We start from the raw sequence: 19177 nt of genomic DNA on the forward strand, positions 1-19177 counted from the left end.
TCTGTGTCTCTCCATATCCGCTTGTAGGGCGCTGCCGTCCTGGGCCCAGTGCGCCGCCCCGTTTCCCCAAAATTCAGCCTGCCTGGCGCTCATTGGTGGGAAACTGTGTCCAGCGGGTGGACAGGAGCGCGCACCCCTCTCAACCGCGACCCCCAGCGATGCGCGCGGCGTCGGGTGTGTGTGCGAGGCGGCGCATGGCGACAGTCCCCAGCAGCGGGCCGGCCGCCAGCACCGCAAAGACCAACGGCCAGCCTCCCCAGCGCACCAGCACAGGCACGAGCGCAATACTGGCCGCCGTCAGGGTGAAGCCCAGGGCCAGTTGCGCAGTCAGGGCTGTTCCGACGTACGCTGGGTCGGCAATCTCGCTGACGATGGTGGAGAACTGCGCGGAATCCGCGATGATCCAGAAGCCCCACAGCAGGCTGAGGGCAAGCACCACCCCCGGCGCTGCGTCCGCCAGTGCGGCCAGCGCCAGGGCACAGGCCCCAGAAAGGCCCATGGCGAGTGTGGTCAGTCGGGTGCGGCCCCAGCGGTCTCCCAGCAGGCCGCCCACCCAGCATCCCACGGCGCCTACCCCCACGACCGCAAAGGTGGCCAGGGCGGCGCCCCGCATCGGATCAGCGGCTCCGGCCGTCCTCAACACCCCGCCAAAAAAGGCGGCAAACCACGCCCACATGGCATACAACTCCCACATGTGCCCCAGGTAGCCCAGCGTCGTGAGGCCCACGCCGCGCCCGGTCAGCACCCGCCAGGCCCGGCTGGGCTGAAAAGGCGGCGCAGGCACACGGTGCGGACCGTCCCCCACCCGCGCCGCGATCACTCCGCCGAGCGCCGCCAGTCCGCTGGTGGCCAGAATCACGCTGCGCCAGTCCGCGCCCCCCAGGCCGTTGATGAGGTGCGGCAGGGCTGACCCCAGTGTCAGCGCCCCCACCATGATGCCCAGCGCGGTCCCGCGCCCAGTGCGGAACCAGGCCGACATCGCCTTGAGGGCCGGAGGATAAACCAGAGCGAGTGCCGCGCCGGTGAGCGCCCGTAGGCCGGCCGCCGGTGCCGGCCCGCCGGCCCACAGCAGGCCCAGGTTGGCGCCAGCAGCCAGCAGCGTGCCGGTCAGGATCAGCTGCCGTGGCGGCACACGGTCCGCGAGGTTCAGGGCGGCGCTGAGCACAGCGCCCACCACGAAGCCCAGTTGGACCGCCAGGGTGAGCCCCGACGCGGCAGCGTCCGTCAGTCCCCAGACCGCGCGCAGTTGTGGCAGCACCGCCGCCGCCGAGAACCAAGGCGCCATGCCAAGAACAACCGCCAATGCCAGCGCCGCCAGCGCGGACCAGCGCCCGGCGGCTTCCGGGAAGGATGGGGCCATGAGGCGCAGGATAGGGGACAGGGCGAACAGCTGGGCCCCCACCAGACCGGGTTGAAGGGGCAGGGGTCGCCCAACCACAGATGGCTGGGCCCAGAAGCGCGGCCAGGGCCTGAACGCCGCCTGCTGTGCAGCCCCGGCGTTGCCCCCGGCACGTGGGAGAGCACCGCCCTGCTTCGCGGTAGTGTGGGGCCGATCTGCCCGGCTGGCACGGGGCCACGGCCAAGCTCCCATGACCTCTTCTCTGCTCGACGTGACTTAACGCCGGCCCACACCCAGACGGGACGGGGGCTCACGCCCACATCTTGAGGCGGCGCTGAGTGCAGGGCTGACCAGGAAACTGATTCTTCTTTCTGCGCCCGCAGGGTATGGCAAAATCACCCTGACCAGTGCCTGGGCCGCGGCGCTGGCGCTGCCGGTGGCGTGGCTGTCCCTGGAACCTGCTGACAACGACCCCGCCCGGTTTGTTCGGCGCCATGCTGCGGCTTTTCAGGTACCGGTCTTCGACGCGGCGCTGCACAATCTCCCGGAGGTCCTGACCTGCTCGTCCCCGGAAAACGCCGTCGCCGCCCTGTGGCGCGCCCTGGGATGGCAGGGATCGCCCACCGTGCTGGTGCTGCACGACTACCACGTGATTCAGGCCGGACCGGTGCATCACCTGCTCACAGCGCTTCTTGGGGCCTACCGGCCTCACCTGCACCTCGTCATCGTCACCTGGGAGGACCCGCCTCTGCCCCTGGCGCGCCTGCGGGCCCAGGGGGACCTGCTAGAGGTGCGCGCCGCCGAGTTGCGGTTTTCGTAGGCTAAGGTGGCCGCATTTCTGAACGGCGTCATGGCCCTGGACCTGACCCCCACGCAGGTGATGGCCCTGGAGGCGCGCACGGAAGGGTGGCCCGCCGGCCTGCGGCTCGCGGCCCAGGCCCTGCGCACTCAGGCTGACCGCGACCGCTTTATCCAGTCGTTTTCCGGCGGTGACCGCCTGGTGCGGGACTACTTCGCCCAGGAGGTGCTCCAGGCGTAGCCTGAAGCGCTGCGCCAGTTTCTGCTTCACACCTCGGTGCTGGCGCGGCTGGATGGAGCGCTGTGCGACGCGGTGACGGGGCAGGCTGGCAGTCAGGCGCAGCTGGAGACGCTGGCCCGGCGGCACGTTTTTCTGGTTTCCTTGGAGGGGACGCGCCAGGAATACCGGGCTCACCCCCTGTGGGCCGAGGCGCTGCGGGCGCAGTTCGCGGCGGAGCAGCCGGGCGCGCTGCCCCTGCTGCACACCCGCGCCAGCCAATGGTTCGAGGAGCGCGGCATGGCAGCCGAGGCCATCCGCCACGCCCTAGCCGACCAGGGCGTGGCGCGGGCAGCCGATCTGATTGAGGTGGCGGTGCCGGCATGGCGCCGCACCCTGCAGGACACCGTCATTCTGCCGTGGCTGGAGGCATTGCCGGAAGCGCTGCTGCGCACGCGCCCGGTGCTGTGCGCGCACTATGCCAAGGCGCTGATGCAGGCCGGCCGCTGGCCTGAGGTCGAGGGCTGGCTGCTGGCCGCTGAACAGGCCCTTGGGAAGCAGGCCCAGATCGTGGTCCGGGATGAGGCAGAGTTCAGGCGACTTCCCGCTGAGGTGGCCGCCTACCGCGCGGTCCTGGCCCTGGGTGAGGTGGGCGCGGCGGACCAGCACGCCCGTGACCTGCTGGCTCTCGCGCCAGAGACCGATCATCTGGCCCGTGGGGCCGCCGCAGGGTTGCTGGGGCTGGCCACGTGGCACCAGGGCGAACTTGGGGCGGCGTCCTGGCAGTGGGCCGCCTGCCAGGCACATCTGCTGCGGGCCGGTCACGCCGCCGACGCCGTGGGGGCCGCGCTGGCCCAGGCGGATATTTTCGTGGCGCGCGGGGAGTTGCGTCAGGCTCAGCACACCTGCGAGCAGGCCCTTCAGTTTGCGGCCGCTCACCACGGGGCCCTGTGGGGCGCGGCCGATCTGTATGTGACCCTCAGCGGCGTGTTCCGCCAGCGCCATGATCTGACGGCGGCCCAGGCCTGTCTACAGAAGGGGGACGCCCTGGGGCCACATGCCCAGTGGGCCCAGTACGACGGGCGCCGGCGTGTGGCCCAAGCCGAGCTGGAGATGGCCGCAGGCCGCCTGTCTTTGCAGGAGGCTGAGGCGTGGAGACTTTCCAGAGGGGCGTCCCGTGTCTGCTGTGGTCGCCCGGGTACAGCTGAGGCAGGATGATCTGGAGGCGGCTCAGCGGTGGGCCCGCCACCGTGGCCTCTCCCTGCGCGACGAGCTGTCGTACCGGCAGGAATACGAGCACATCACACTGGCGCGGGTGCTGCTGCAGGCGTGGGACGGCCAGATGGACGCCGCCGGGAACGAACTGCTGGCCTTCCTGCAGCGGCTGGCGGCGGCTGTGGCGGGTGGGCGCCTGGGCAGCGAGACCGAACTGCTGCTGCTTCAGGCTCTGGTCCACCGCCGGGCGGGGCGGCAGGGAGGGGCGCTTGCCCGGCTGGAACAGGCCCTGGAGCGGGCCGAGCCCGAGGGATACGCGGCCGTCTTCCTGGAGGGAGGGCCCGTCATGGCCGTCTGCTCCAGGCGGCGTTGGGCCGGGGCGTGGCACCCTCCTATGTCCGTCACCTGCGGTCCAGTGGCTGGCCCAGAACCGCGCGCCAGCCACCGGGCATGCCAGAGCCCCTCAGCGCGCGTGAACAGACCGTGTTGCGGTGGCTGAGCACCGAGTTGAACGGGCTCGCCATCGCCAGGAAACTGGGCGTTTCCATCAACACCCTGCGCACCCACACCCAGCGGATGTACGACAAGCTGGGCGTGAACAGCCGCCGCGCAGCCGTTCGCCGGGCCAGCGACCTGGGCCTGTCCTGAAGAGCCAGGTCAGTGGGCGGGGGCAAAGGCGCTTCCCGGCGCCGCTCAGCGTGACGTGACAGACCCGGCGCGCAGGCACTCACCTTCGCCGGAGTGGGCTGGGGGCGCCGCCCGACCCTCTGCCCAAAGGGCCACCCCGAACCAGAGCAGACTCAGGCCCATCGGCAGTGCGGCGACGCGTTGAAGCGGGTGCGGCAGGAGCGGCTGCCCCCACCATAAGCGCTCCGGCCCCGCGCGGCAGGACCCCGGCCCGCCAGCTGGCCAGGCCCAGTAGCAAGCCACCCACGATGTAGAGCCCACCGGAGAGGGGCGCGGCGGCGGCCAGCGTTCCCAATTCGACTGGGCCGGCCTGCCCGCTGAAAATTCCCAGGAAGCTCTGCACAAAGCCTGGGGCATCCGCCACCAGCAGCGGCAGCACCAAGGCTTCGACGAACGTGAAGGCCGCCACCAGCACCAGCCAGAGCCCCAGCAGGAGAAAGCCGGCCAGCCCCAGCCACCCGGCCCGCTGAGCCTGCCGGGCATAAATGGCTGTGAGGCCCGGCAGACCGGCCAGCGCCATCAGCAGGGTCAGGGCATGAACGGTGGCCCAGCGCGGCGTGGTCACGGTGGCGAGCACTTCAGGGGGATGCAGGATCTGGACTGTCAGAAACAGCAGGCCAGCCGCAGCCAGTCCACCACTGCGCAGGAGCGTTGAGGGGGTGACGGTCATGGTTCCTCCTTGTGGGGCGCGCCCTTCGCGCGCCCTCAGGACCGTAGGCAACCAGATGGTGACGCGGCGTCACTAGATGTGGTGATCACTGGTCGGGCGGCCTGGCCGCCCTTCCGCATCTCTGCTGTCGCCCGATCTGGGCCTCCGGTCCTCTCGGGCTGACCAAAAGAGGGGCGACTTCACCAGGCCGCTCAGCGTGGCCCCGTTTCTGGTCGGCTGTGCGCCATTCCCGGCAGGAATTCTTCAGACAGCTGGGCAGGAGCCGCCCCGGCTGCGGGCCCGGCGCCGCCAGAAACCGCAGAGGTCCAGCAGTCAGCCTGCGGAGGTCAGGGGGACTGGCCCTGGCTCTGCGCCTCCCGGCTCTTCCCGGCACAGGCATGGCGCCATCAGGGCGCCCGGTTCACCGGGACAGCCGCAGCAGGCGGGCCGGCACTGACCGGTTACAAAAAAATGGGTTCCTTTTGAAGAGGTTGCCCCGCAGAGTGGTGGCGTGTTGAACCTGTCCATTCTGCTGGGCCAGAACTGTTCATGCGGCGCCCACCCACAGCCAAGTGGATTCAGGGCCGCAGCTTGCACGCCCGTCACCTGCACGACCTCGCCCATGGAACCGGCAGGATGGCGGTGAGCCCCCAGGCCTACGCCGTTGCGTCCAGGCTGCCCCGGGTGGAATGGATAGGCCTGGCTCTGGTGCTGCTCGTGGGCGCCGCCTTGCTCATCTGGCGACCGCTGATGCCCTGGGCTCCTGATTACGCGCCTGCACAGGACCCGCAGCGCACCCTGCTGGGCCACGCCCTCGGCTTTCGTGGCCCGGTCAAACGCATGACTGTCCGGTATTACGCTGACACGACTACAGGGTATCCAGACGATTTGCCCAACGTCATCAACGTGATCGACCTTGCTCCCGATGGCCAGAGTGGACGCATCACGACGACTATTCACACCGCCGCACATCTGGAGCAGCTCACGCCGTTCACCCATGCCTACAGCCGTTCGCTGCGCACCGTAGGCCAGACGGTCCTGGCGAGTGACGGGAACAAGGTCTATGAGCGCTATGTGTTCAGCGGCGGGTGTCTGCGCCGGGCAGACGACCTGATGTTCCGCGTGTTCCTCACCCAAACCTGCGACGAGGCGGGCCGGGTGCTGACGCGGCGCTGGCAGGGCGAGAGGGGCGAGCGCACGGTGCACTACCAGTGGGGCTGGAAGGGCCGCAGCGCCCGGCTCTCCTCAGGTGAGCGGCAGACCTACGATGAGTACGGCCACCTGAGGACCAGCACGCCGGCAACGGGTGAGACAGACCGCGTGAATCTCCTGGTGGACAGGCATGGGAACTGGGTGTCTGTGACCCTGGCCCACCGGTCTCCCTCGCCCGCTGAACTCTCCTTCCAGGCCGCCCACGATCCCCGGCTGAATTACAACCTCTTTACCCAGATCACCCGCGAGATTGAGTACCGGTAGGACCCGTGCAGGCCCCAGACTCAAGTGGGGTCTTGTCTGCGGGCGCGTTGGGGCTGGGAGGAGCCTCGGGTCGCATCGCCGCGTCAGCGGGAGAGGTAAGCCGCAATTCATCTGGCGCAGGCGCTGAGCAGCACGACCCGGTTGAGGGCCTGCGGGTCGAGGTGCGCGGCCACCTGAGTGGCGCCTTCCAGCCAGCCGCCATGCAGGTTGGTCATGCCGCCTGCCTCAATCGTGTCCATGGCGCGGATGATGCCGGCCGGATCCGTGACAGGCTGGCTCGGCACGACGACCCTGACCTCGTCGTCAAACGCAACCACGCTGACCTGGTCATTCAGCCCCATCTGACGCACGGCCGCGCCCGCGGCCTGCCTGGCCATGTGCAGTGGGTGGCCGCCCATTGAGCCGCTGCGGTCAATGACAAGGGCGAGGTTGAGAGGCGGGCGCCAGGCCGCATGGATGGGCACAGGGGCAGGGTGAACGCGGATCAGCAGGGTGAGGTGGGTGGTCTGGCCGGCGGGCAGGGCGGGACGCAGGGCGCGCAGTTCAGGGGAGGGGGTTGTCATGGTGATCTCCTCAGCCCGTCAAGGGCGTCCAGCAGGGTGCGGGCGAGTTGGTCCTGCTCCAGGCGGCTGCTGGGCAATCGGGCGTCAGCGCGGACGAGCAGTTCAAGGCCGGGTGCCAGGGTCAGGCGCGTCAGGTGTTCGGGGCTGGGCAGGTCGCGGGGAGCGGGCGCAGCGGCCCGGGCGGGGGCACCGGCGCTCAGGGTTTTGAGGTAGTCCAGTGCCGGATTGCTGGGCTGCAAATCCAGCTGTTCACCGGTCAGCAGGGCTTCGAGGTCTGGGTCAGCGCGGAACTGCAGGGTGTCGCGCAGGGCGGCGGCGCCGTGCCCGGCGGCCATCAGTTTTCGCAAGGCGAGCAGTTGCAGCAGGTGCCGGCGGGTGTAGCGGGCCTCGCGGCCTTCCCGGAGAGGTTCGTCGAGCAGGCGCTCGGTGGTGTAGTGGCGAACCAAGCGGGCGTTGACGTCGTCCTTGGCACGCCCTGCCTTATCAAGGGGCAGGAGATGGGGAAGGTAGGTATTGGCGGTGCTGACCAGGGCGTCAAGGTTGCCCGACCAGCTCTGGGGGAGGAACGGCGCTGACATGACAGAGCGTAATACTGACAATTCGGGTTGTCAATATCAATCTCGTATGTTGAAAAATGGTGCAGGAAGATCCTGTAGCGCGGGTGCTTCAGACCCCATTACAGCTCTGCGGCAAAATCGCGCGGCGTCGCCAGTCAGGGCGGCCCCATCAAGCGCGGTCAGCGCTTGACACCACAGGTCATCTGTTGGCGGCGCTGACACGTACGGCAACCGGCACACCGTGACCAGGCGGCCGTCCCGAACCCCGAAGCGCCTGTTGCCAAGGGTGTACAGCCGGGCCTGCCCGGCACACATCCGCAGGAAGCGTGCCCGGCGCAGCAGCCGGGCGAGGTGCTGGGCCGCCGCCGACCAGCGGAGGTTGTCTGCAGAGCATCCCTGGAACTGTGAGATGGCGTGTGCGGTCAAAGGGCCATGGGTCATCGTCGTTCCTCCTGCGCCGCCATGTCAGACGCCAGTGCAGCGTTCAGTGACGCGCGGCAACGCGGCCAGAGACGTCATCCGCTGACGCTGACGCCGTGCATGCTGAGAGATGCCGCGACCTGTGTGCCCTGCACGCCGCAAGGCGACCTGCATCACGACCTGACCACCCCCAACTGCCCAGAGACCACCCACCGCGCTGGCTGGACGGAAGAGCAGGGGATTGAGCTGCCGCCATGTGCAACCCGGCTCACTGTGTTGCCCGGCGGCTCTCCCCCTCATTGTCCAGACTCAGAATTCTGAGTCTAACCACTTCATATCAATTGATTAAGATGAACTATTTCATATCCTTGTGCTGAGGAGTTGTCAGCACATTCATACCGTCTGCGTATGACCGCTCGCCGCTCTTCCGAAACCGCGACAGCGCCCCGCAGCTGGCAGAAATCACACCGCCTCACCGATCTCGTCGCTGAATTGCAGGCCCGGCCGCAATCCACGGCCGAACTCGCCCGCCATTTCGGCGTGGGGCAACGCAGCGTTCAGCGGGACCTGGAAGCGCTCCGGGCCATGGGGTACCCTGTGCAGGAAGGCCCGCCCGGGCAGTACTACATTCCCCGCAACGGCACCCTGCTGCGCCCAGCAGAAGTTCTGGCTGCCTACACGGCGCTGCGTCTGGCCCACCACCATTCCCCAGCGCTGGGCGGCCACTACCGCCGCGCCCTGCACAGCCTGTCACTGGCCCTGCCAGAGCGCGTGCGCCACACCCTGAATGCCAGCATCCGCACGGGCAGCCAGGGCCTGTTCACCGACCGCCAGATGGAGGTGATTGCCGCCGCGTGGCTCGACGGGCAAGTGATGAGGTTCGACCACCGGGAGCGCAGCGGCATTCTGCGTGCAGGCTTGGAACTGTGCGTGTACTTCGTGGAGCTCAGCCGCACCAACCTTGCGCCGTTCGTGATTGGCCTGAACAGGCAGTCTGGCACCATTGAAACCTACAAGCTCGCGCGCATGAGCAACCTGCACCTGCTGGCCGAACGGTACGAGATGGATCCTGACTTTGACCCGCAGGCGTACCTGTCTGATGCCTGGGGCGTCATTGGCGGTGAGGACACCGTGGCCGTCACTGTGCGCTTCGAGCCAGACGCCGCCTACCGGGTGCTGGAAGGTGGGTTTCCGCAGTCCACCCTGATTCGGGGAGACGGCTTCGTGGACCTTGAATTCCGCGCGGGCATAGACGAAACCGGGCTGCCCTGCGAACTGATGCCGTTCCTGCTCAGCTGGGGCGCACGGGCCGAGGTGCTCTCCCCACCGGAAGTGCGCCGCGCCTGGCTGGCCGAACTGCGTGACGCGCTGGACCGGTTTGACCGGACGGCCCAGGCTGCCTGTTGAAGGTCCTCAAGGGGGAGCAGCCCTGGATGGCCCGAAAAGCAGGGCAGAGGGGCAGGAAGCCGTCCCTCTGCCCTTCCATGATGGCGCCACGCTGGGCGCACCCGGAGGATGACAGGGTGATCGCAACGCAAGGCCCTCATGCCAGAGAGGGATACGGCTGGCACATAGACCGGGGCCAACCACCAACGCCCTAGCGCCGCTGCTGCATGAACGCCCGGTACCACTTGGCACTGTCTTTCAGGGTTCGCTGCTGCGTGGCGTCATCCACGTGAACGATGCCGAACCGCTTGCTGTACCCAAACGCCCACTCGTAATTGTCCATCAGGCTCCAGGCAAAGTAGCCCTTCACGGGCACGCCGTCCTGCATCGCCCGGCGCAGGGCCTGCAGATGCGTCTGAAGAAACCGCACGCGCGCTTCATCGTGCACCTCGCCGCGCACCAGCTGGTCCTCAAACGCGCCGCCATTCTCCGTGATGTAGTACTTGGGGACCTGGTACGTCCGGTGCAGGTCGGTGAGCAGGCCATACAGCCCTTCCGGGTAGACCTCCCAGTCCATGGCCGTCCGTTGAATGTCCGGGGAGGGGGGCCCGGCGCGGCTGGCGCCTTCGCGGCTGACCCATTGCCGGAAGTAGTAATTCGCGCCCAGAAAATCGAGCGGCTCTTTCGCGCCCTGCAGGGCAGCAGGCTCGATCTCGGGCATGTACGCGCCGTACTGTTCGGCCGCGAGCGCCGGAAACGTGCCCCGCAACACCGGGTCGAGGTACCACCCGTTGATCTTCTCATCCACCAGCCGCGCGGCCAGCAGGTCCTCCGGTTGATCTGTCGCGGCGTCCACCGGGTACAGATTCAGCACGGTGCCCAGTTCGGCTTTTGTGTTCTGCGCCCGCAGCGCCCGGACCGCGCTGCCGTGCGCGAGTTGGATGTGGTACGACGCTGAGAGCGCCGCGCGCAGATCCTGCTGGCCTGGGGCATGCCGGCCCACGTGGTAGCCCAGCTCGGCGGTGCACCAGGGCTCATTGAAGGTGGCGTAGCTGGCCACCCGGTCGCCGAGCCGGGCGTGGACGGTCAGCGCGTACTCGGTAAACCAACGAACGATGTCCGGGTTGGGCCAGCCGCCCCGGTCCTGCAGGGCCTGCGGCAGATCCCAGTGGTACAGCGTGACATGAGGTTGTAGGCCCCTGGCCAGGGCGCCGTCCACCAGGCGGTCGTAGAACTCCAGGCCCTGCACGTTCACCGGCCCCGTGCCGCGCGGCAGGACCCGGGGCCACGCCACACTGAAGTGGCACGCGTTGAGGTCCAGGGCCGCAATCAGATCCAGGTCGGACGCCCAGCGGTGGTAGAGACCGCAGGCCACGTCACCCGAAGTGCCGTCCAGGATCTTGCCCGGCACCCGGCTGTAGGTGTCCCAGATGGACGGGCCACGGCCGTCGTCCTGCGCGGCCCCCTCAATCTGATAGGCGCTGCTGGCCACGCCCCACACGAAATCCTTGGGAAAGCGGGCTTCCGGCAGAGGGGTCATTCTGGACATGGGTGCTCCTCGTGTGCGGGCTTTCGGTCGGGGGCAGCAGCGTGGGGCGCGGGGGCCTGCTGCTGGGTGACGGGTGAGGTCTGCTGCGGCCTGTGCCCTCAGAGGCCTGGGCGAATGGACCACCCTGACAAGACCTTAGGCGCCGCAGGTGGGGGCCGGTCTGCCCTAGCCCACTCCAGGACGGGCACCTGAAGCGGGTCGGCTCTGGCGTGGGGCCTGGGCGCCGCTGGACTGGATTGGCGTAAACGGGCCGGGCAGTCACCGTCCCTGCCAGCGCTTCCTTCGCACCCAGGGACACCCTCGGACTTGCCGGCAGGTCATGAATCTGCCATGTTTTGTGGTTCCTACGTCCCCTGCTCGCCCAGCAGGGCCTGCGCCCCCTCCATTCCTCAGGGGGCATAACTGCCGGGAAGAAACGCCTCGCGGGGTATGCCGGCCCGGCCTGGGCTCAGAAGGTGGTCGAGGCAGTCGCTGCCCGCCGGCTGTCCGTTACACTGCCCCGGTTCTCTGCGTATGACGACCCCTTCCTCGCCTCCAGATGCCTTCGCTGCCCTGCGATTCCCGGATTTCCGGCGCTTGCTGGTGGCCTCCGCCAGCGCCTCGTTTGCCGGCACGGCCTTTGCCGTGGTCATCGGTTATCAGGTGTATGCCCTGACCAGAAGCCCACTCATGCTGGGCCTTCTGGGGGTTGCCACGGCCCTGCCCACCCTGAGCCTCGCGCTGCTGGGCGGCCACTATGCCGACCGCCTGGACCGCCGCCGCATTCTGCTGGTGACGCGCGCCCTGCTGGTGCTGGGCGGCCTGGCGTTCGCCGCGCTCTCCCAGGCTGGTCCGGCCACCAGTGTGGCGGGACTGTTTCTGCTGGTGGTGATGCTAGGCTTCGCGCGGGGCTTCGGTGACCCGGCCGCCAGCGCCTTTGAAACGCGCATCGTGCCGCCCAGCGTCTACGTCAATGCCTCCGCGTGGCTGGGCAGCGTGGGACAGGTGGCGGGCATTCTGGGCCCCACACTGGCGGGCCTGTTCCTGGCGCGGTTTGAGGCGAGCGGCACCTACCTGCTGATGGCCGCCCTGTATGCCGCGTCCTGGCTGGCCCTGAGGCAGATGCCGCGCCTGCCGCCTACTGTGTCCAGTCGGGAAGAAGGGGTCCGGGCCAGCATTCAGGCGGGGCTGCGTTTCGTGCGGCGGGACCAGGTGCTGTTTGGATCCATGGCCCTGGACCTCCTGGCGGTGCTGTTCGGCGGCGCTCTTGCCCTGCTGCCGGTCTTTGCGACCGACATTCTGAACGTCGGTCCAGGGGGCCTGGGCGTCCTGATGGCCGCGCCGTCTGTGGGCGCCCTGCTGGTCATGCTCTGGATGACGCGTCAGCCGCCTCTGAACCGCACCGGTGTGTGGCTGGTGCTGAGCATTGCCGGTTTTGGCCTCAGCATGCTGCTCTTCGGCGTCTCTCAGGTGTTCTGGCTCTCGTGGCTGGCCCTGGCGCTCAGCGGCGTGTTCGACGGCGTCAACATGCTCATTCGCCGCGCCATTGTGCGCACACGCACGCCTGACCATATGCGCGGCCGGGTCGGTGCCGTCAGTCTGGTGTTTATCGGGACAAGTAACGAAATCGGCGCGCTGGAAAGTGGGGTCGCCTCACACTATCTGGGCGTGGTGCGCGCCACGGTGCTGGGCGGCCTGCTGACTGTGGCACTCGCCGGAGGCGCCACGTGGCACTGGCGGGCCCTGATGACCTGGGAACTCCGGCATGAGCAGGGGCAGCAGGACCCTCCACCCGCGGCGTAGGGGCGCGGTGCGCTGGGGGGCTGCCGGCAAGCCCTGTGAGAAGAGGCCGGCGTCGGAACAGGCTGGGGCGCCTGAGCGGGCCTCAGGTCTGTTCCGATGCAGCGGGTCATCAGGGCCGGTACTGAAGCTTCCAGAGACCAGTCACCCTGAAGCGGAAGCCCGCTGCTTAGACCGGCGTGGTGGGCAGTGCGCAGCCTTTCATCTCAGGTAGGCTGCGCACGAACGCCAAAAGTTCTTGCGTCTCGGGTGAATCGGGTGCCCACGTGACCACCTCCGCCAGCAGCGCCGGAACACAGGCGTCGCGCGTGAAGATCAGGGTCAGCAGGGCCTGCCGCTTGACGGCGATGGACCGTTCGGAGCGCACGAGGTCCAGCATCAGGGGCACAGTGGAGGTGCCTGCCCAGCCATTAACCGACCAGCAGACTTCCGCCAGCAGGGCGTCGGACCCGCCCTCCGCCAGGACCCGGTTGGCGAAGGGCACCGGCCGCTCAGCGGCGACGGCCCGCCCCACCTGGTACAGCAGGACCTGTTGGTCTGGGTCTACGGTCCTGAGCCGCTCAAATCCAATGTTCAGAACGCCTGCGCGGCGCTCATCCGACCAGGTGGCCATGGGCCCAGTGTAGTCACCGAGCCGATTCGCCCATCGAGCGGCCAGCAGGGTCTCCACAAGTGCGGCGTCGGGCATGTCCTTCTGCACAGAGGGGTCTGCCGATGGTCGTGCCGCCTTCGGCGTGCCAGCGCTGTTCCCATCGCGCTGGAGGCCCACCTCTTGCCCTGACATGGCCTGCGCATTTGCCTCGTCATGACCCTCCTGCTCGTGGTGGCTACAGCTGGTCTTCGCCCAGCATCAGGGCCTGTTCCCGTTCCATCACCCAGGGGAAGGCGTGAACGCCGCGCAGGAACGTCTCGATGGGCGTGCCCGTCCGGCGCAGGTTCAGGATGTCATATGACCAGTCCACGCCGGCGTCGAGGGCGTAGCGGCCCGCGTGGTGGGTCACGCTGCCGGGCCAGCCCAGCGCGTCACGCAGCTGCTTGACGGCGCGCGTGGCCCGCTGCGCGGCCTGACGGCGGTCCCGGGGCTGGCCGTCCCTCACGGCCGCGGCCAGTGATTCGGCGTCCAGGGTGCCGCCCGCGTCCAGCAGCCCCACCAGAGCCACGAGGGGCAGCAGGGGCATGGGCAGCAGGCGGTCATTCAGGCGTACCTCCCCGTGGCCCGCAGCGCGCACCTCCACCCGCATGCGGTCCTGGCGAGGCAGCGGCTCAGGCCGCGGCCCTTCCAGGAGGCCAAACAGTTCTGGCAGGGCCATGGCTTCCTCCCGGACCCACAACATGCGGGGGTTCAGGGGCGCAAGCCGCGCGGCGGCTTCCGCCAGACGGCCCTGCCGGCGGGCCAGTTCCGCCTGGACGATCACGGCGCGGTCGGCGTCCTCCCCGAAGAGCGGGCCGGTGCGGGCCAGCAGGTCCAGGACCCGCTCGGCGTCCACGCGCGGCAGGGAGACGTGGGCCGCCGCGAGGTCGACGTTCACCCACGATGTGCCGCTCTCCCGGTCGGCTGGCACGGTGACCACGGCCTGCGAGAGCCACTCGATGGCCCGCAGGGGCTGACCGCGCATGCGGGCCGTGTGCCCCAGGCCGCGGCGCGATTGCCGTTCCCGCTCCGCGTGGCCCTGCCGCTCGGCCAGCGCGATGGCCTGGTGGTAGAGCGTCTCGGCGCGGTCCCACTCGCCCCGGGCGCGCAGCACCGCCGCCAGGCCGCTCTGACTGTGGGGGCGGAAGCGCTCGCCGAGCACGATGCCCGTTTCAAATGCGGTCTGCGCGTCATCAAGCTCGGCGTGATGCAGGTGCGCGTAGCCTTTGCTGCTGTGCGCCCAGGCTTCCAGGTCGTCGCCGCGCAGCGCCAGGGTCGCTTCCCCCAGCGCTTCCATGCCGCGCGCGTGCCCGTCGGTGAACAGCAGGAGGCTGCCGTACTCCATCAGGGTGATGCCCCGCACGCGGCCTTCGCTGAGCTGCGCGGCGCGCTGGTAGTCGGCTTCCCAGCCGCGGCGCCCGAGGCGTTGCCCCGCCATGCCCCGGGCCCGCAGGGCGAGGGCCAGGTCGAAGGGCGTGAGGGCCCCCTCGGCCTGTAGGGCGGCGTCTGCGCTCTTCAGCCCCGCCTGCAGGTGGTCGCGCTGCACCAGCGTCCAGGCCAGGAAGGCGTGTGCGACGGGCGCCGTTATGGGATCGCTGGTGTAGGTACGCGCGGTCTGTTCCAGCTGCGGCTCTCCGGGCGTGTTGCCCAGCAGCCGCAAATGCAGCCGGGCGGCGGCGACCCCCGACCGGGCCGGCGGGGGAATCTGCTCGAACCAGGTCAACAGCTGCTGGAAGCGCTCACCCTGACGGGCGTGCGTGAAAGCCTGTTCGATGGTGCGCACCGCCATGTCCCACTGCTCACCGGCGAGCAGCGCGGTGATGGACTCGTCCCAGGATGATGCGCGCTGCGCAGAAGGTCGTGCGGCCACGCGCGCATCCTAGAGTGGGCAGAGGCCCTTCATTCAACCTGTTCCCCCGCCAGTGCCGGGGGTATCGCCGGCCATCAGGGCAGGTGCGGGCAGGGGAGAAGGCCAGCTGGGGGCCTGCAGGTCCGTGGGCAGGCTGGCGAGCAGGAGAAGCAGGGCAGCGGTGAAGCGGAAAGTCCAGGGCATAAGCGCTCCTTTCCGACGACAGGCGTGAGAACACCGTCCGCCCGGGTCGGGGGCGGCTGGAGAACAAGGAAAAAAGATGTGGTGTGCGGCGTGTAGTCGGCATCGCCGCTGGCCTCACGGTCTCGGGGGGCCCGGCGATGTGAGGCTTACTGTCGGGGCGCGCCCTGACAGTGGCTGACGCGGCGCAGGGGCACGCGGCGGTGGCAGCGGCTGTCGCGGCGCGGCGCTTTGCTGAAGGATTCACCCTGGGGCGGGACCAGGCAGTCTGGAGCAGCCCGTACTTCGCTGGCCACGCTCGGCCATTTGGCGCAATGACAGCGGGTCAGGCAGCCGCTACAGTGGCGCTCCTGACGGCCATACGGCTCCACGCTTCTGCCCAGAGGTGCTTATGACGCGCAAAACCACCCGCTCCAAGGCTGCGGCCCTGGACGCCCGCACCGATCAACTGCAGACCATCACCATTACCCACGCGCTCAAGGAGCTCAAGCTGCTGGACAGCCGCATCAGCGCGCGCATCGGCAGCCTGAACGCCATCCGCGTCCGGCGTCACAACGAGCCCCTGGTGGCCGGCCTGAGCAAAGAGCAGTTTGAAACGCAGGCGCGCGGCGCCTACCAGGCCATCCGGGCCCTCATTACCCGGCGCGAGGCCATCAAGGCGGCGGTGGTGCAGAGCAACGCCACCACGCTGGTGACGGTTGGGAACAAACGCATGACCGTCGCGGCGGCGGTGGAGCGCAAGCGCAGCCTGGAAGTCCGCCGGGGCCGGCATGGCCTGGTGGACCACGCGCCGACCTTAGACGCGCTGGTGGCGGTGCTGAGCGCGCAGTACACGCAGGCCGTGAATGAGGAAGCCACCCTGCGCGCGCAGATCACGCGGGACAGTGAAGCGCGCGTGGCGGCCTTTCTCTCCAAGGATCAGGGCAAGGACAAAGGCGGCCCCAGCGACAGCAACACACAGGAGATGGAGCGGTTGTACCGGGAGGCGAACGCGCCGGTGATGGACGATCCCCTGAACCTGTTGAGCGAGATGACAGCCATGCGTGAAGCGGCAGAAACCTTCGCCGCTGAAGTGGACCGGGTGCTGGACGAGACCAACGCCACGACAACGATTCGCGTGCCGGCTTCGGTTTAAACGTTCTGGGGTTGTCTGCGTGAAGGCCGTTCAAGCGCGTTCCTCTTTTGCCTGCCCGGCAAAAACATCCTTCTCAGATGAGGTCTCGAAAACCTCCCATACCCCGGAGGGCTCACGGCTCAGAGGTCAGGGATCAGGGCTCAGGCTTCAGGCACCGCAGGGCTCAGGGCGCAGGACGCAGGACTCGATCAAATCCCGGATCAGCGGTGTGCCCATGGGCACAGAAGAGTGGAACCCTCTTCGCGGTCACCGCCGGGCTGCGCAGCCAACCCCCCCCATCCCCCGCTCCGGCGGGGTTTTGCTTGCGCTGCGGTGGAGCGGGTGGTCAGGATGCAGGCGGGCATGAACAGGCATAACGGGGCACGGGTGGGCGCCGCCAGGATGGACCAGTGCCAACGACCTTCAGCCCCGTATGAGCACGGTCTATGATGCGGCCATGACGTTTCCTGTGCTCCGGCACACCGCGATTTGTCAGCTGGTGCACGTCCTGATTGATGGGCCCAGCGGCTACCGAACCGCCAGAGACCTGGAAGCATTGTTCGCGCGCCTGGGTCACGCTTCTGCCCTGCTCAAGACCGAATCCAGAATTGATTACGTCACCCGTGTCCTTGAGGAAGCTCAAAAACGCGGACAGCGTGAGCGGTTGTTGGAAGCGGTGATCCAGGCTGAAGCGGCCAGGAACGCACGCGCGGCCTTGCAGCGTCTGATCAGCGACATCCTCTCGCCGTACGGCTGGACAGTCCACCATGACCCAGTGGCCGGGTTCAGGGTGCAGCCCCTCGTGATTCAGGCTGCGCCCCTCACGCCAGACGTCCTGGACACCCCTGACTTTGGGCACGTGTTCCTGACCGACGCCGAGGGCCAGCTGTTGCAAGACCGGTGGGCCGAGGCGGTGGTGCTGCACCACGCGGGCATCTGGCGCATGGGGCTAATTGCCCTGAGCACGATGCTGGAACACGTGCTGGCGGCCTGCCTGCAGGCGTATCCCCAGCAGGCGCGGGCGTCGAGTGAGGCCCCACAACATCTGGGGGCGATCTGGGAGTGGCGCCTGGAGGTGCTGCTCGCCGTCGCCCATGAACGTGGATGGATAACGCTCACCGCCGCGGACTTTCCGTACCGGGTGCGGCATTACCGGCACTACATCACGCCCGCCCATGAGCTGCGGGAGGGTGACGCCTGGAATGACGCCCTGATGGGTGACACCTGGCGAAAAGTCAGACGCACGATTGATGAACTCCGCGACCGCACACAGGCGATACCGCCCACCGTCACGAAAGCAAATGGCACGAACGCCTTTCAGCGGGCACAGCTGAACGCTAAATACCAGAAAAGACGCGTTTAGCGCGCGCCATATGGCGCACTCGGCCAGGCGGCCTGGGTTGATCGACGCGTCTCTTGAGCGCGGGGGGGAGGCCTCGGGCGAGGCGGCGCAGTGGTAAGGGGCTTAGGCGGCAGGAAACCACCGTCCAGGCGAAGCCAAACCGCAAGCAGGGACGTGGGCGCTGTTCCCTGCTTCGAAGCGTCGGATGCGGCCTTGGGGACGTCCAGCCTCCTGAGCCTGGGCCGCTTTCTGTCTCCAACCTGGCGTTGATCGGCTGGATTGCCGGTGACACAGTCGTTGCAAGGGACGATAGAGGGCGCCGCTGCGGTCATCTGGTGAGTCATGGCCTCGCCTCAGGCCGTATGGTGACCGCATGAACCGTCTTCACGCTGCGCTGTCCGGTGTCCTGCTCCTGTCGCTTGCCTCCTGCGCGCCGGAACGCATCGGTGAAGCGGCCGGACAGCTTAGTGAAGCGCGCACCCGGGCCGTCAACACGGCCGCGCAGGCATACATCCGTCAGTGCATGGTGGGCATTGAGGTCAAAAAAGTCGAGTCCGGCGGGAAGAACTATGCGTTTCTTCCCGAAACCAGCAGCTGTGCCGACGGCGTGCTGGGCCAGACGGCTCTGCCAGGCTCAGAGAATGTTGCCCGGTCGGAAATCGTCCCCAATGCCGACAAGACCGGTTACGTCCTGACCGTCGAAGCGGCGTCCGGGAAAACGTACCGTCACGACTCCCTGGCGGGGCCCAGTATCAAAGAGGTTCAGTAACGCGGCGCTGCCCCGCAGCCAGCGGACGGCTCAGGATGAAGGTTCGGCCCCGGTCGGGAGCTCCAGAGGTCACGTGATGAATCTGGCCTGAAGTGAGAGCGTCACGCCCTCCTGCGAGGCTTCCTGCAGCCGCCGTTCAGGCTTCAGCGGCCAGGAGTTCCCGAATGGTGCTCAGCAGGTTGTGCTCCTCCAAGTTCATCAGAGCCTCAATGGTCGACCGACGGCGCTGCGCCATCAAGGTCGGGGCGCGCCGCACGATGCCGGGCGGCAGTGCGCCGGTGGCCTACAGGCACTGCCCAAAGGCGCGGCGGCCCTCCCAGATAGAGACGGACAGCAGACTCAGGTGTTCGTCCGCTGTCCAACTCGGGAGTGGAACGTTCAGCGAGCGCTCATGCCCCGCTCCGGACGAAGCCTGGAGCGGGGCATGAGGTCAACCATGCCTCTTTGAAGGGCAAGAGGATTACCGTGGTAGCGCGACAGCACCAGGGTCCTTTCGACGGCGTCCACGTACACGCTAGAGGCTGCCAAGAAGAGATTTGAAGTTGGAGGCAGGGAGTTTGCAGCGAGCAGAATGGGTGAGTGAGGCGCCGAGGGTACCGGAGTGATGTGGATGACGACACATATTTCTTTCTGCTT

The 19177-nt window shown here is 68.1% G+C and carries 19 protein-coding genes; 11 read left to right on the top strand and 8 right to left on the bottom strand.

Going from position 1 to position 19177, the window contains the following annotated elements; all coding sequences use genetic code 11:
• Positions 1-139: 139 nt before the first annotated feature.
• Entirely contained in the window at positions 140-1360 is a 1221-nt protein-coding gene (locus KMW22_RS17055; RefSeq protein ID WP_221091229.1) for an MFS transporter, read from the bottom strand.
• 415 nt (positions 1361-1775) lie between these two features.
• On the opposite strand from KMW22_RS17055, the gene KMW22_RS17060 reads away from it, so the two are divergent.
• Genes KMW22_RS17060 through KMW22_RS17080 form a run of 5 tightly spaced genes read left to right on the top strand, consistent with a single transcriptional unit; the run spans position 1776 to position 4217 of the window.
• Positions 1776-2159, top strand: a complete 384-nt coding sequence (locus KMW22_RS17060) for a hypothetical protein (RefSeq protein ID WP_221091230.1) — start codon at positions 1776-1778, stop codon at positions 2157-2159.
• 6 nt (positions 2160-2165) lie between these two features.
• Positions 2166-2378: a hypothetical protein gene (locus KMW22_RS17065; protein WP_221091231.1), complete on the top strand. Its 213-nt coding sequence runs from the start codon at positions 2166-2168 to the stop codon at positions 2376-2378.
• 36 nt (positions 2379-2414) lie between these two features.
• The gene (locus KMW22_RS19595) at positions 2415-3572 is read left to right on the top strand and encodes a MalT transcriptional regulator family protein (RefSeq protein WP_221091232.1); all 1158 of its coding nucleotides are present in this window, start codon (positions 2415-2417) and stop codon (positions 3570-3572) included.
• Entirely contained in the window at positions 3532-4068 is a 537-nt protein-coding gene (locus KMW22_RS19600) for a tetratricopeptide repeat protein (RefSeq protein WP_221091233.1), read from the top strand. The genes KMW22_RS19595 and KMW22_RS19600 overlap by 41 nt, the downstream gene beginning before the upstream one ends.
• A gap of 8 nt (positions 4069-4076) precedes the next feature.
• Complete coding sequence (locus KMW22_RS17080; protein WP_235693087.1) at positions 4077-4217, top strand: helix-turn-helix transcriptional regulator; 141 nt, start codon at positions 4077-4079, stop codon at positions 4215-4217.
• A gap of 79 nt (positions 4218-4296) precedes the next feature.
• Here the strand turns inward: KMW22_RS17080 and KMW22_RS17085 are convergent, their stop codons facing one another.
• The gene (locus KMW22_RS17085) at positions 4297-4926 is read right to left on the bottom strand and encodes a hypothetical protein (RefSeq protein ID WP_221091235.1); all 630 of its coding nucleotides are present in this window, start codon (positions 4924-4926) and stop codon (positions 4297-4299) included.
• 663 nt (positions 4927-5589) lie between these two features.
• Here KMW22_RS17085 and KMW22_RS17090 point away from each other — a divergent pair.
• The gene (locus tag KMW22_RS17090) at positions 5590-6381 is read left to right on the top strand and encodes a hypothetical protein (protein WP_221091236.1); all 792 of its coding nucleotides are present in this window, start codon (positions 5590-5592) and stop codon (positions 6379-6381) included.
• A gap of 107 nt (positions 6382-6488) precedes the next feature.
• Here the strand turns inward: KMW22_RS17090 and KMW22_RS17095 are convergent, their stop codons facing one another.
• Positions 6489-6944 (bottom strand): vWA domain-containing protein, encoded by a 456-nt coding sequence (locus KMW22_RS17095; protein WP_221091237.1) that lies wholly within the window; start codon positions 6942-6944, stop codon positions 6489-6491.
• Positions 6941-7522 carry a MerR family transcriptional regulator gene (locus KMW22_RS17100; protein WP_221091238.1) on the bottom strand — a complete coding sequence of 194 codons (582 nt, stop codon included), beginning with the start codon at positions 7520-7522 and terminating at the stop codon, positions 6941-6943. The genes KMW22_RS17095 and KMW22_RS17100 overlap by 4 nt, the downstream gene beginning before the upstream one ends.
• Before the next feature lie 807 nt (positions 7523-8329).
• On the opposite strand from KMW22_RS17100, the gene KMW22_RS17105 reads away from it, so the two are divergent.
• Complete coding sequence (locus tag KMW22_RS17105) at positions 8330-9328, top strand: helix-turn-helix transcriptional regulator (RefSeq protein ID WP_221091239.1); 999 nt, start codon at positions 8330-8332, stop codon at positions 9326-9328.
• Positions 9329-9518: 190 nt separating this feature from the next.
• Here the strand turns inward: KMW22_RS17105 and KMW22_RS17110 are convergent, their stop codons facing one another.
• A complete protein-coding gene (locus tag KMW22_RS17110; RefSeq protein WP_328774744.1) occupies positions 9519-10856 on the bottom strand; it encodes a GH1 family beta-glucosidase in 1338 nt (445 codons plus the stop codon).
• Positions 10857-11369: 513 nt separating this feature from the next.
• On the opposite strand from KMW22_RS17110, the gene KMW22_RS17115 reads away from it, so the two are divergent.
• Positions 11370-12638, top strand: a complete 1269-nt coding sequence (locus KMW22_RS17115) for an MFS transporter (RefSeq protein ID WP_221091240.1) — start codon at positions 11370-11372, stop codon at positions 12636-12638.
• Between the two features lie 166 nt (positions 12639-12804).
• Here KMW22_RS17115 and KMW22_RS17120 read toward each other — a convergent pair whose 3' ends face one another.
• The 3 genes from KMW22_RS17120 to KMW22_RS17130 form a co-directional block, all read right to left on the bottom strand.
• Entirely contained in the window at positions 12805-13248 is a 444-nt protein-coding gene (locus tag KMW22_RS17120) for a hypothetical protein (RefSeq protein WP_221091241.1), read from the bottom strand.
• A gap of 214 nt (positions 13249-13462) precedes the next feature.
• Positions 13463-15136 carry a tetratricopeptide repeat protein gene (locus tag KMW22_RS17125; protein WP_221091242.1) on the bottom strand — a complete coding sequence of 558 codons (1674 nt, stop codon included), beginning with the start codon at positions 15134-15136 and terminating at the stop codon, positions 13463-13465.
• Between the two features lie 33 nt (positions 15137-15169).
• Positions 15170-15319, bottom strand: a complete 150-nt coding sequence (locus KMW22_RS17130; protein WP_158263764.1) for a hypothetical protein — start codon at positions 15317-15319, stop codon at positions 15170-15172.
• 388 nt (positions 15320-15707) lie between these two features.
• Here KMW22_RS17130 and KMW22_RS17135 point away from each other — a divergent pair, with 388 nt between their 5' ends.
• The 3 genes from KMW22_RS17135 to KMW22_RS17145 all read left to right on the top strand — a co-directional run bounded on the left by KMW22_RS17135 (position 15708) and on the right by KMW22_RS17145 (position 18541).
• The gene (locus KMW22_RS17135; protein WP_221091243.1) at positions 15708-16451 is read left to right on the top strand and encodes a hypothetical protein; all 744 of its coding nucleotides are present in this window, start codon (positions 15708-15710) and stop codon (positions 16449-16451) included.
• Between the two features lie 436 nt (positions 16452-16887).
• A complete protein-coding gene (locus KMW22_RS17140; RefSeq protein WP_221091244.1) occupies positions 16888-17793 on the top strand; it encodes a hypothetical protein in 906 nt (301 codons plus the stop codon).
• 352 nt (positions 17794-18145) lie between these two features.
• Positions 18146-18541, top strand: a complete 396-nt coding sequence (locus tag KMW22_RS17145) for a hypothetical protein (RefSeq protein ID WP_221091245.1) — start codon at positions 18146-18148, stop codon at positions 18539-18541.
• Positions 18542-19177: the final 636 nt, after the last annotated feature.

Source organism: Deinococcus aquaedulcis (genome assembly GCF_019693445.1).
GTDB lineage: Bacteria > Deinococcota > Deinococci > Deinococcales > Deinococcaceae > Deinococcus > Deinococcus aquaedulcis.